This is a genomic window from Bacillus cereus group sp. MYBK95-2 (assembly GCF_051915225.1).
In the GTDB taxonomy this organism is placed as follows: domain Bacteria; phylum Bacillota; class Bacilli; order Bacillales; family Bacillaceae_G; genus Bacillus_A; species Bacillus_A cereus.
This window is the reverse complement of sequence record NZ_JBQAEH010000007.1, coordinates 153,052-165,324: the sequence shown is the minus strand read 5'-3', so window position 1 is coordinate 165,324 and position 12,273 is coordinate 153,052. Positions and strand designations below refer to the sequence as shown.

Here is a 12,273-nt window from a genome sequence, read left to right as displayed (position 1 = left end):
TAAATATGCAAAAAATTAAAGGGGCATTTCCAGTATTAATAACACCGATGGATGAATTTCAGGAAATTAATTGGGATGGGGTAAAACAAAATGTAAATTACTTTATCGAACAAAAGGTTGCAGGTGTCATCATTAATGGAAGTACAGGAGAGTTTGTAAGTTTATCAAAAGAAGAACGATTTAAAATGGTAGAAACCGTGTTGAAAGAAATTGATGGCCGTATTCCAGTCATTGTTGGAACTGCAGCAGAGACGACGAAAGAAACAATTGAATATACGAAACATGCAGAAGCGCACGGAGCGGATTGTGCATTAATTATAAACTCTTACTATTGTAAACCGAAGGAAGAGGAGATTTATTTTCATTTTAAAGAAATCTCAAATTCTGTAAATATACCAATTATGCTATACAATAACCCATTTACTTCTGGTGTTGATATGAGTACAAAGCTAATGCTCCGTATTGGAAAAGAGTGTGAAAATGTTACACATATTAAAGAATCTAGCGGAGATATTCGAAAAGCGAGAGATTTAGTAAGACAAAGTGAAGGGGCTTTCCAAGTCTTCTGTGGTTCTGAAGATTTAGTTATGGAATCATATTTAGTTGGTGCTTCGGGATGGGTTTCAGTAGCAGGAAATATCGTTCCCGGTCTCGTTACAAAAATGTATGAGCATTTTCAAAATGGTGAATTAGAAAAGGCGTGGGAAATAAACGATGCTATTTTACCACTTTGCGAGTTTCTTGAAGGATCAGGGAAATATGTTCAAATCGTTAAACGTTCCATGGAATTACATGGGCAAGCGGGAGGACCTTCTCGCTATCCAAGACTAGGATTAACTGTTGACGAAGATCAAAAGCTTCAAACGATTTTATCAAATATTGCAGCTCATGTAGCTGTTTAAATAAGGAGGAGAACATAATGTTAAAGACAAATATTGAGCTGAAACCAAAAGTGGAAGCGTTTTTAAATGAAGAAATTAAAATGTTTATTAATGGCGAATTTGTTGCTGCTATTGGGGGAAAGACGTTTGAAACGTATAATCCAGCTACAGAAGATGTTCTAGCTGTCGTATGTGAAGCGCAAGAAGAGGATATTGATGCTGCAGTAAAAGCGGCAAGATCTGCATTTGAATCCGGTCCGTGGGCAGAAATGACTACTGCTGAAAGAGCGCATCTTATTTATAAATTAGCAGATTTAATTGAAGAACATAGAGAAGAATTAGCGCAACTAGAAGCTTTAGATAATGGAAAGCCATATCAAGTAGCACTTGATGATGATATTTCAGCAACTGTAGAAAATTATCGTTATTACGCAGGATGGGCTACAAAAATTATTGGGCAAACAATCCCAATTTCAAAAGATTACTTAAATTACACGAGACATGAACCTGTAGGTGTTGTAGGTCAGATTATTCCGTGGAATTTTCCGCTCGTTATGTCTTCTTGGAAAATGGGAGCTGCACTGGCGACAGGTTGTACGATCGTATTAAAGCCAGCAGAGCAAACGCCTTTATCTTTACTATATACAGCAAAACTCTTTAAAGAGGCTGGATTTCCAAACGGCGTTGTAAACTTTGTACCAGGCTTTGGTCCTGATGCAGGAGCGGCAATTGTAAATCATCATGACATTGATAAAGTTGCTTTTACAGGATCTACTGTTACAGGAAAGTATATTATGCGTCAGTCTGCAGAAATGATTAAGCATGTAACGTTAGAGCTTGGCGGAAAATCACCAAATATCATTTTAGAAGATGCGGACTTGGAAGAAGCAATTAATGGTGCATTCCAAGGTATTATGTATAATCACGGTCAAAATTGTAGCGCAGGATCACGTGTATTTGTTCATCGTAAACATTATGAAACTGTAGTAAATGCACTTGTGAAAATGGCGAACAACGTAAAACTTGGAGCAGGTATGGAGAAAGGAACGGAAATGGGTCCACTCGTATCTAAGAAACAACAAGAGCGTGTGTTACATTACATTGAGCAAGGGAAGAAAGAAGGTGCTACAGTTGCGGCTGGTGGCGAACGTGCGCTTGAAAAAGGTTATTTCGTTAAACCAACTGTATTCACAGATGTTACAGACGATATGACAATCGTTAAGGAAGAAATATTTGGACCAGTTGTTGTTGTACTTCCATTTGATTCGACAGAAGAAGTAATTGAACGAGCGAACAACTCATCCTATGGCCTTGCTGCGGGTGTATGGACGCAAAATATCAAAACGGGTCATCAAGTGGCAAATAAATTAAAAGCAGGAACAGTGTGGATTAATGATTATAACTTAGAAAATGCAGCTGCACCATTTGGTGGATACAAACAATCTGGTATTGGCCGCGAATTAGGTTCATATGCGCTTGATAATTATACAGAAGTGAAAAGTGTTTGGGTAAATATAAAGTAATAGGGTGTTTTACTGACAAAAATTGAGGGATGAAATAATGAAAGATGCGGACAACTAGAAAGTTTGATAATAGTTGTCCGTTTTCTTATATACAAAATTGCTTTTCCAAAGAATGATAAGGGGGATTTGGATGGAGAATTTAGTAGAATGGTTAGTAGGGCAAGTGTGGAGTATCGGTTTAGTTGTTTTTGCATTAGGGGCAGGCGTATATTTCACGATTGCAACACGCTTTTTGCAAATTCGTTATTTTAAAGAGATGATTAAACTATTATTTGAAGGAAAGAGTTCAGAGACGGGAATATCATCTTTTCAGGCATTTTGTTTAGCCTTATCGGGAAGAGTGGGAATTGGTAATATTGCAGGGGTAGCGACAGCAATTGCTTTCGGCGGGCCTGGAGCTGTATTTTGGATGTGGGTAATGGCTTTGTTAGGGGCAGCGAGCGCGTTTGTAGAATCAACATTATCTCAAGTATACAAAAGTAAAGTAGGGAATGAATATCGCGGCGGTACTCCATATTTCATTGAGAGAGGTTTAAAAATGAAATGGTTTGCAGTCATTGTAGCGGTAGTTGTAACACTTTCATATGGCGTGTTATTACCAGGTATTCAATCTAGTAGTATCGCAGTTGGATTCGAAAACTCTAATGGTATTAGCAAATATATAACTGGTATATTTTTAGTCGTGTTACTAGCAGCAATTATTTTTGGTGGTGTAAAGAGAATTGCCGGTGTTTCTCAAATGCTTGTGCCATTTATGGCAATTGGTTATGTAATTGTTACATGTATCATATTAATTGCGAATGTAACGGAGATTCCAAGTATGTTTGCTTTAATTTTCTCTAGTGCATTTGGTGTAAATGAAATGTTTGGTGGAATTGTTGGTGCAGCTATTGCATGGGGCGTAAAACGCGCTGTATTTTCAAACGTTGCTGGTGTCGGAGAAGCGACGTATAGTTCGGCGGCTGCTGAAGTATCGCATCCTGCAAAACAAGGATTAGTTCAAGCGTTTTCCGTATATATCGATACAATTGTCGTATGTACAGCGACAGCTCTTATGATTTTAATAACAGGTATGTATAATGTTATACCTGAAGGGAAAACCGCTATTGTACAAAATATAGGAAATGTGGAAGCTGGTCCAATTTATACACAACAAGCAGTTGAAACTGTGATAACAGGGTTTGGTCCAATATTTATTTCAATTGCGATTTTCTTTTTTGCATTTACAACGTTACTCGCTTATTACTATATCGCTGAAACGACACTTACTTATTTAGATCGTCAATTGAAGTATGGCTGGTTAAAACCAGTTTTAAAATTTGGATTTTTAATTATGGTTTACATCGGTAGTGTTGAATCAGCGTCGCTTTTATGGAATCTCGGAGATTTAGGAATCGGTAGTATGGCATGGTTAAACTTAATCGCGATTCTATTATTAAGTAAAATCGCATTAAAAGTGTTAAAAGACTATGAAAGGCAGAAAAAAGAAGGGAAAGATCCAGTATTTAATCCTAAAAATGTGGGGATTGAAGGATTAACATTTTGGGAAGAAAGAAGTAAAGAGGTTGAAAGAAAAAGTTCTAGAGAAAAAGTTATTGTAGATGATAATTTAAAATTATAACGTAAATTAACTGAAAATTCTTAATTTAAAAGAAAGTATATTGCCTCCATTTCATCACATACTACAATAGGTATGGATAATATGACTGGAGGGAATAAGATGGAACATGAGCAACATAGTTCGATAAATGATATTCTACATCATTATAAAGAAGGTATAGGTAGTTTTACAAATCAAATTCCTGAAATCGCTGAGACATATAATGCGTTCACGCAAGCTTGTTTTCAAGAGGGTGCTTTAACAAAAAGAGAAAAGCAACTTATTGCATTAGGAATTAGTTTAGCAACGCAAGATGAGTATTGTACAATTTATCATACAAAAGGTTGTCTTGATCAAGGATGTTCAGATAAAGAGATTCTGGAAGCATGTGGTGTTTCAGCAGCATTTGCTGGCGGAGCTGCGATGAGTCAAGCGGTAACTTTAGTGCAAGAGTGTTTAACAGAACTGAAAAATCAAAAGCATTGAATAAAAAAACGTTTTAAACTTTATGTTTAAAACGTTTTTTATTTGAAATTAAATTTGTATTCAATTCAATATTCTATATCTTCATAAATAGATTTTTCTACATCAGGAAGAACTGTGTATATACTCTTACCGATTAAAGCTTCTAATTCTTTCTTAATCGCATAAAACCCTTTCCAATGTAAAGATGTATGAGATGTTGTACCATGACGCAAACCAACAGAAATTAATCTTCTTTCCAGCGTAGTAAAGCCACCCGCATCAGCAAGAGCGTCACAAAGAGTAATTACTTTATTGTATAAGTCGTAGTTACAATGTTCATTTAATATTTCAACTAACCGGCTTCTCATATGGTCAGGAACGAGACTCCATTCCGCTGCGATATCTATATGTTCATTTTTGCATGGGAATGAGTGTGTCACACAAATAACAGCGTTTCCTGTATACCCTAAATCATTCATATACATATAACCATCATAGGAATGAATGACCGATTTGGTAAAACCTTTGTATCTTCCGATATCATGCAAAAGGGCAGCGTTATATGCTGTGTCAGCATCTAGGTTATACCCATTTTTAATAAGTTCTATAATTATGTTTTCAGTTGCATGAGCAACATGTAGTGAATGTTCAAACCAAGGGCCCGGGTTTTGTTCATATGCCCATTCGAGTAATTCTTTTGCGTACGTTCTATCTAATATATATTTCATATCGTTATCCTTTCACAAAAAATCATATCTTTCTATAAATTCATCTTATTATTTCATTATTCCTTCTTTAAAAATTGTTACAATGAAACAAAAGGGGGAAAAGTAATGCGAAATTTAGTAATTGAAGAAATAAAGCAACTAGAAAATGATATGGAAGAACTTTCGAAACTTTTGAAAATGGTTGTAAATGATGGGGCATCAATTGGTTTTTTGCCTCCACTGGAACAAAAAGACGCAACAAAGTATTGGCAAACAGTATTAGCGTCAGAAGTGATATTGTATGTGGCTAAAATAAACAACGAAGTAGCAGGGAGTATTCAATTACAATTAGTTACTAAGCCTAACGGAATTCATAGAGCCGAGATTTGCAAATTAATGACTCATCCAAACTTTAGACGTAACGGTATTGGACGATCGCTTATGCAAAAAGCAGAGGAACGAGCAAAGCAAGAAAACAGGTCTCTTTTAGTATTAGATACTAGAGAAGGAGATCCTTCCAATAAACTGTACAAATCACTAGACTACCAAGAAGTTGGAACAATACCAGGGTATGCAATTTCTCCGAATGGTAAGTTAGATGCTACGGTTATTTATTATAAAAACATTTAAGGTATAATCAAACGGGGAGAGTGCTTAATTATTAGTAAGTGAATAATAAACAACTATTTTTAACACAGTCTATATTTTTCTGGCGGTGTTAAAATAGTTAATTATAATCTAATTAACGCACTAAATGAATTTGAGAAATTTTTTAGAGGGTTCTTTTAGTAATGATTCTCGTCTTATAATAAATGTAGAGAAGATGACTAGCCAACTATAGTTATTTTCGCTTTATTATCGGAAGGGGATGAAAGTATGAAAAAGAATAGTTTACAAAAGATGAAGAAAGTTATTTTAAGTGGTGGAGTATTACTTACGGGATTATTAACATTTGGATTTTCAGAAAAGGCTTCAGCTCATGGATATGTAGAATCACCAGCGAGCCGATCTTATTTATGTAAGCAAGGGGTAAATGTAAATTGTGGACCGATTCAATATGAACCACAAAGCGTAGAAGGGATAGGTGGATTTCCGCAACTAGGACCTTCTGATGGACAAATTGCAGGGGCTGGTCATTTTCCCGCTTTAGATGTTCAAACTGTAGATAGGTGGAAGAAAGTTACGTTAAATGGCGGGACGAATACATTCAAGTGGAAACTAACGGCTCCTCATAGTACAAAAGAGTGGAAATATTATATTACGAAAAAAGGTTGGAATCCAAATAAACCTTTAACGCGATCGGATTTAGATTTAGTGCCATTCTATGTGAAAAATGACGGTGGAGCTAGACCAGGGACAACAGTAACGCACGAAGCAAATGTACCAACTGACCGTAGTGGATACCATCTTATTTTAGCTGTTTGGGAAATTGCAGACACTGGAAATGCGTTTTATCAAGTTATAGATGTAAACCTTTTGAATAATGGCTTATCCTTAAATTTCGCTTTTAACAATGTAGTGCAAGCTCCTACACTATTTTAATTGAAACATACATTTCGATCATCTAATTCATTTTAGATGATTTTTTTTATGAAAATGATGAAAAATATAGAAGAAAGTGCAATTATTTATAAAAAAATATGCTTTAAATATTGTCATATTTGCTTCTTTAAGATATCCTTTTCATGAAGAGGTGGAAAACATGGAAAAAGTACTAGTTTTCGGGCATAAAAACCCAGATACAGATGCAATTTGTTCTGCAATTGCTTATGCAGAATTGAAAAAAGAATTAGGAATGAATGCTGAGCCTGTACGTTTAGGCGAAATCAGCGGTGAAACTCAATTTGCGTTAGACTATTTTAAAGTAGAAGGACCGCGTTTTGTTGAGACAGTAGCAAGCGAAGTGGACAACGTTATTTTAGTTGACCATAACGAGCGTCAACAAAGTGCTAACGATATCGAATCAGTTCGTGTGTTAGAAGTTATTGACCATCACCGTATTGCTAACTTTGAAACAAGCGATCCTATATACTATCGTTGTGAGCCAGTTGGCTGTACAGCTACAATCTTAAACAAAATGTACAAAGAAAATGGCGTAACAATTCGTAAAGAAGTTGCAGGTTTAATGTTATCTGCAATCATTTCAGATTCTTTACTATTCAAATCTCCAACTTGCACAGAACAAGACGTAGCAGCTGCTCGTGAATTAGCGCAAATCGCTGGTGTAGATGCAGATAACTACGGCTTAGAAATGTTAAAAGCTGGTGCTGACTTAAGCGGAAAAACAATGGAGCAATTAATCTCTCTTGACGCTAAAGAATTCCAAATGGGTAATGCGAAAGTTGAAATCGCACAAGTAAACGCTGTTGATACAAACGACGTTCTTGTACACCAAGCGGAACTTGAAAAAGTAATCTCTGCAGTAGTAGAAGAAAAAGGTTTAGACCTATTCTTATTCGTTGTAACTGATATCTTAACTAATGATTCTGTCGGTCTTGCGATCGGTAAAGCAGCAAACGTTGTTGAGAAAGCTTACAACGTATCACTAGAAAACAACACAGCTACTTTAAAAGGTGTTGTATCTCGTAAAAAACAAATCGTACCAGTATTAACAGAAGCATTCCAAGCTTAATCGTATTGCGTACAGATGAACAGTAAGGACAAGTAGTCAGATTGGCTACTTGTCCTTTTTTATCTCTAAAAAACAGAAAATTAAAAACGGGAGGATTGTGTATGTTTAATGATTTGGAGAGTAAATTACAGTCACTTTTAGAACGAAATATTACGTCGGTTTCAGAATTAGAGAGCTGGCTCTCGGAGGAGCTACGTTTAAACGCTGAAATACAGAAGTTGCGTTTGACTTTTTAGAAGAAAGGATATAAAGTACTGCAAGGGTCATTCTAAATTTGATTAACGAATTAAAATAAGGATAGCGTTAGCTATCCTTATAATCGTTTATTCGTAAGATTTTTTCTTGTTTATATAAAATGTAATTATAGCAGTAATGAAGAAAATAGGTATCGCATACACTTGCCCAACAAATAACTTCCAGCCGACATAATTATAGCCTTCAGATGCTGGGATGATAACGGAAATAACGCAAACAATAAAATAGACTAATAGTGCAGGGATAATATTTTTCATTTTTATGGACCTCCTTCCTAATTTAATTTGTAAATCATAATATTTCAATTTAATTATAAAAATTTGAAGAAAAAAATACAAAAATTTTTATGGTATTATAATATTTGCAATGAGAGTGATCCATAGTACATATATGGTAAAATGTGTAATTTAAACTTTTCAGAATTATTATATAGTATTTTGAGAGAAAAATGTACAAAATAACGAATTTTATTTACCAAAGTAAAGGGAGTAGAAATATATATGAAAAGGATATGTATAATTCCATGTGGAAAAAAGAAAATTTGGGATAAACATTCAGACTACGGACCGATGGAAGCAAAAGATGTGTATATTAGTCCGTTCGGAAAAGCATGTCAGGCGTACGCAACTATGTTTTTCGAAAACTGGGTTATATTATCGGCGAAACATGGATTTTTAAGACCAAATGATATTGTATTAGAAAACTATGATCTTGCATTTGATTCAAAAAGCGATGAGGTAATAAATATAGAGCAATTACAAAAACAGATGGTAGATAAAAGTTTATTACAGTTTGACGAAATCGTCTTACTAGCAGGGAAGAAGCATAAAAAAGTAGTGACAAAGTTATATCCAGAAGAAATGATTACATATCCGCTAGAGGGGTGTAAAGGGATTGGATATATGTTGCAGAGGTTGAAAGAAGCTGTGAAGGAAGGGGAGGAAATATAGGTGTAGTTTCAGTGATTTTAAACTCTATTTATTTAGGGAGCTGAAAAGTAAAATAGAGTTTTTAGGCATCGCCGAAAGGGTGATGCTTTTTTGTTCGTGTCGTCATTCATGTAAAAGTAATTTAGAGAATAAATCATTCGATTTATGAAGCGATAGCTTTTTTATATCGAAAACAAATTGCGTCACTTTTAGAAAATATAGGACGTATGGGCACAGTTAAGATTGTAAGTGGGAATAGCAATAAGACAAGTTTTGAATAGGATATTAAGAAAGGAGATGTTGATGAATAATGGCTAGATATAGTTTGCACGGAGGACACAATAGTATTGTTCAAGGTGCTAATTTCGGGAATCGGAAAGAACACGTTCTAGATAGGCAAGTTAAAGATGCCGTGGCGGCTAAGTTAAGAGCCCTAGGACACACGGTTTATGACGATACGGACGAGGTAGGGGCAACTCAATCACAAAATTTAAATAATATCATTCGGAATAGCAATTCCCATGCTGTGGATTTAGTTATTTCTTTTCATCTTAATGCAAGTGATGGAAATGGACAGGGTGTTGAGGTTTTATATTATGATCAGAAAGATTTGGCGGCTAAAATCTCAGCTCAACTAGCAAAAGATATTGGATGGCGTGATCGAGGTGCGAAACAACGTACAGATTTAGCAGTATTAAATGGAACGAAGGCACCGGCTATTCTTATTGAATTAGGGTTTATTGATAATGAATCCGACATGGCAAAATGGAATGTTGATAAAATCGCTAATTCTATTGTATTTGCTCTTACAGGACAAACTGGAGGAGGTGCAGCGGATTTGCTCAAAGTAAAAACTGGTGGTGTAGCATTTAGTAATTTACAAGCTTTGGCTCAAGCTATGGTAGATGCGGGTATTGATGGACAAATTGTCGTTCAGAAAGATGGCATTGGTTATGCTATAACGAATGGCTATCCGTCTGGAAATATCGATAAATTTACAGCTTGGTTAGATGCACGAAAATGGTACTATGAGTACGTGAGATAAAATGAAAATTAGTTTGATTAAAAACTAAAAATTGTCTTATTTTTAGTTAACAAGTATATTAAGTAACCAATAATTATGTAACTATAAAAATATGTAAATTAGTACACAAAACCACCTGTCAGAAAGGTGGTTTTATTTATCAAGCTATTTGTGGGTAGTAAAATTCTCACCTCAAAATTCGGATGAAGCTAAGAAATTAAGTGGGAATTCCACTGCTCGTAGCCTCCTACTAATTATAGTTTCACTTTATATAGTTTAGAGTTTTGTAAACCTTTACTTATTCAACCCGTAATAATATTTTGTTTTCTCAATACATAAGCCGAATTTTAAATTATTACTCAATAATATACTACCTCTCATACTATTTATTAGTTGATAATAGCAAAAAAACAAGCTTTGAATATAATAATGAAAAAGGAGATGTTAAATAATGGGTTATATTGTAGATGTTTCGAAATGGAATGGCGACATTAACTGGGATATCGCAGCACCACAATTAGATTTTGTAATTGCACGTGTGCAAGATGGTTCAAATTATGTAGATCCTTTATATAAAAATTATGTACAAGCAATGAAAGCAAGAAATATTCCGTTTGGTAATTATGCGTTCTGTCGTTTCGTTTCAGTAGAGGATGCACGGATAGAAGCAAGAGACTTTTGGAACCGTGGTGATAAAAATGCAACAGTTTGGGTAGCTGACGTAGAAGTAAGAACAATGAACGATATGAGAGCAGGTACACAAGCTTTTATTGATGAATTACGCAGATTAGGAGCTAAGAAGGCTGGTTTATATATTGCTCATCATATGTATGCTCCATTTGGAATGGCAAATGTCAATTCTGATTTTGTATGGATTCCTCGTTATGGTGGTAACAAACCGGCATATCCATGTGATATTTGGCAATACACAGAAACAGGCAATGTGGCTGGTATCGGCAAGTGTGATTTAAATAAGCTGATTGGAAATAAGCCGTTAGCTTGGTTTACAAATCAAATTGTTGAGCCGATAAAAAAACAAGAAGGGGTTGGAATTATAGTGAATAAATATAACAAAGTAGTTACTTATGAATTTGGTGTAAATTTAGTTCCTGACATGATTCAAATGATGGATAAGCTTGGATATACTTCTAAAATAATATCTCGTGGAGATAACCAAGGGCTTGTGTATTTCGAAACAGATTATCGTCAAGGGAACGAACTGGACAAAGCAACTGCTTGGTTAGATACGAAAGGAATTAAATATTTTTATACAAAAGAGTAGTTTGCTAAATAAAAAGCCGTCATGTGACGGTTTTTTATTTTTATGTAATCTTTTAACTCTACTTATAATATGGAGAAAATAGACTAATAAACAAGCCTTTGTATACTTTTAAACATAGAATATGATGAATTCTAATAAGGAGGAAGCAGATTCATGGGGAATACTTGTCATTGTGGGCATTCCCGAAATTGTAATACATTTTGGGATAATTTAATGTTTGGGAGATGTAGATGTAAACGCAATGATTTTCACGAATGTTGTTGCAAAGAGAAACCGAAATGTGAGTGTGAAAAATGTCATTGTAAAACAAAACCGAAATGCCATTGTATTCATGAAGAGGAAGGGTATTAATAATAAAAAAGAGTACGATACGTACTCTTTTTTTGGGTGATTATATTCCATCTTGAACAGATTTCTTTACAATTACCCATGTGTCTTTCTTTTTAACCGTTATAGCTACATTAGTTCCATTAGATTCCTTATAAAAGATATATCCATTGTTTGAGTTTACATATGTTACTGGTTCGCCTATGCAATCTCGCGAGCAGGATTTGTTGACCAGTTCAATTAGGGATAGTTCACTTGGATCGGTTTTGCTTGCTTCTATAACAGCATCAAGGCTTGTTTTTCGATAACCTTGCAAGTTTATATGAAAAAGCTGCTCTATTTCTCCTGTAATGCTAGTGTTCATTACTTCTACTGAATTCTTTTTTTCTTGAAGAAAGCCGTTTTCATAAAGTAATTTTGTATAGCCAATCCATGCTATTAACACTAGCATGAAAAACATACCCGTCATTTTAAGTATTCGAAGTCGTTTGCTTATAATTGTTTCTGAGTATTTCATTCACTCTAATCCTCCAATGTTTTTAATTTAAAATATGCTTGGATACATACTTTTAGAAGAGGATGAAAGTTAATGAGTTTTCAATAAAAAAGAAAACATCCAGAGTTAGATGCTTTCTTTTTTTGTATTTT

15 protein-coding genes are annotated in these 12,273 nt (G+C 34.8%); 12 read left to right on the top strand and 3 right to left on the bottom strand.

Annotation, left to right across the window (positions count from 1 at the left end; translation table 11 throughout):
- Positions 1-5: 5 nt before the first annotated feature.
- The 4 genes from dapA (at position 6) to ACTFN4_RS22015 (ending at position 4,490) form a co-directional block, all read left to right on the top strand.
- A complete protein-coding gene (gene dapA, locus ACTFN4_RS22030) occupies positions 6-902 on the top strand; it encodes a 4-hydroxy-tetrahydrodipicolinate synthase (RefSeq protein ID WP_001169456.1) in 897 nt (298 codons plus the stop codon).
- Between the two features lie 17 nt (positions 903-919).
- On the top strand, positions 920-2,404 hold the full coding sequence (locus ACTFN4_RS22025) for an aldehyde dehydrogenase family protein (RefSeq protein WP_135277833.1): 1,485 nt from the start codon (positions 920-922) through the stop codon (positions 2,402-2,404).
- A gap of 130 nt (positions 2,405-2,534) precedes the next feature.
- A complete protein-coding gene (locus ACTFN4_RS22020; RefSeq protein WP_000429527.1) occupies positions 2,535-4,025 on the top strand; it encodes an alanine/glycine:cation symporter family protein in 1,491 nt (496 codons plus the stop codon).
- 72 nt (positions 4,026-4,097) lie between these two features.
- Positions 4,098-4,490, top strand: coding sequence for a carboxymuconolactone decarboxylase family protein (locus ACTFN4_RS22015; RefSeq protein WP_001999958.1), 393 nt, complete (start codon positions 4,098-4,100; stop codon positions 4,488-4,490).
- 65 nt (positions 4,491-4,555) lie between these two features.
- Here ACTFN4_RS22015 and ACTFN4_RS22010 read toward each other — a convergent pair whose 3' ends face one another.
- Positions 4,556-5,197, bottom strand: a complete 642-nt coding sequence (locus ACTFN4_RS22010; RefSeq protein WP_410989505.1) for an HD domain-containing protein — start codon at positions 5,195-5,197, stop codon at positions 4,556-4,558.
- Positions 5,198-5,302: 105 nt separating this feature from the next.
- Between ACTFN4_RS22010 and ACTFN4_RS22005 the strand changes: the two genes are divergently transcribed.
- The 4 genes from ACTFN4_RS22005 to ACTFN4_RS21990 all read left to right on the top strand — a co-directional run bounded on the left by ACTFN4_RS22005 (position 5,303) and on the right by ACTFN4_RS21990 (position 8,044).
- Positions 5,303-5,806, top strand: a complete 504-nt coding sequence (locus tag ACTFN4_RS22005) for a GNAT family N-acetyltransferase (RefSeq protein WP_410989506.1) — start codon at positions 5,303-5,305, stop codon at positions 5,804-5,806.
- Between the two features lie 246 nt (positions 5,807-6,052).
- Positions 6,053-6,718, top strand: coding sequence for a lytic polysaccharide monooxygenase (locus tag ACTFN4_RS22000; protein ID WP_410989507.1), 666 nt, complete (start codon positions 6,053-6,055; stop codon positions 6,716-6,718).
- A 160-nt stretch (positions 6,719-6,878) separates the two neighbouring features.
- A complete protein-coding gene (gene ppaC / locus ACTFN4_RS21995) occupies positions 6,879-7,808 on the top strand; it encodes a manganese-dependent inorganic pyrophosphatase (RefSeq protein ID WP_000416873.1) in 930 nt (309 codons plus the stop codon).
- A gap of 101 nt (positions 7,809-7,909) precedes the next feature.
- Positions 7,910-8,044 carry a hypothetical protein gene (locus tag ACTFN4_RS21990; protein ID WP_000481362.1) on the top strand — a complete coding sequence of 45 codons (135 nt, stop codon included), beginning with the start codon at positions 7,910-7,912 and terminating at the stop codon, positions 8,042-8,044.
- Positions 8,045-8,131: 87 nt separating this feature from the next.
- Here ACTFN4_RS21990 and ACTFN4_RS21985 read toward each other — a convergent pair whose 3' ends face one another.
- Positions 8,132-8,320 (bottom strand): DUF4017 family protein, encoded by a 189-nt coding sequence (locus ACTFN4_RS21985; protein ID WP_000789485.1) that lies wholly within the window; start codon positions 8,318-8,320, stop codon positions 8,132-8,134.
- A gap of 243 nt (positions 8,321-8,563) precedes the next feature.
- Here ACTFN4_RS21985 and ACTFN4_RS21980 point away from each other — a divergent pair, with 243 nt between their 5' ends.
- From ACTFN4_RS21980 to ACTFN4_RS21965, 4 genes are all read left to right on the top strand, one after another.
- On the top strand, positions 8,564-9,013 hold the full coding sequence (locus tag ACTFN4_RS21980) for a DUF6884 domain-containing protein (protein WP_000820903.1): 450 nt from the start codon (positions 8,564-8,566) through the stop codon (positions 9,011-9,013).
- A gap of 289 nt (positions 9,014-9,302) precedes the next feature.
- Positions 9,303-10,037: an N-acetylmuramoyl-L-alanine amidase gene (locus ACTFN4_RS21975; RefSeq protein ID WP_044584544.1), complete on the top strand. Its 735-nt coding sequence runs from the start codon at positions 9,303-9,305 to the stop codon at positions 10,035-10,037.
- A 430-nt stretch (positions 10,038-10,467) separates the two neighbouring features.
- Positions 10,468-11,298 carry a GH25 family lysozyme gene (locus ACTFN4_RS21970; RefSeq protein WP_410989508.1) on the top strand — a complete coding sequence of 277 codons (831 nt, stop codon included), beginning with the start codon at positions 10,468-10,470 and terminating at the stop codon, positions 11,296-11,298.
- Between the two features lie 217 nt (positions 11,299-11,515).
- A complete protein-coding gene (locus ACTFN4_RS21965; RefSeq protein WP_000503004.1) occupies positions 11,516-11,689 on the top strand; it encodes a hypothetical protein in 174 nt (57 codons plus the stop codon).
- On the opposite strand, the gene ACTFN4_RS21960 is transcribed toward ACTFN4_RS21965, so the two are convergent.
- Positions 11,690-12,142, bottom strand: a complete 453-nt coding sequence (locus ACTFN4_RS21960; RefSeq protein ID WP_000877572.1) for a hypothetical protein — start codon at positions 12,140-12,142, stop codon at positions 11,690-11,692.
- Positions 12,143-12,273: the final 131 nt, after the last annotated feature.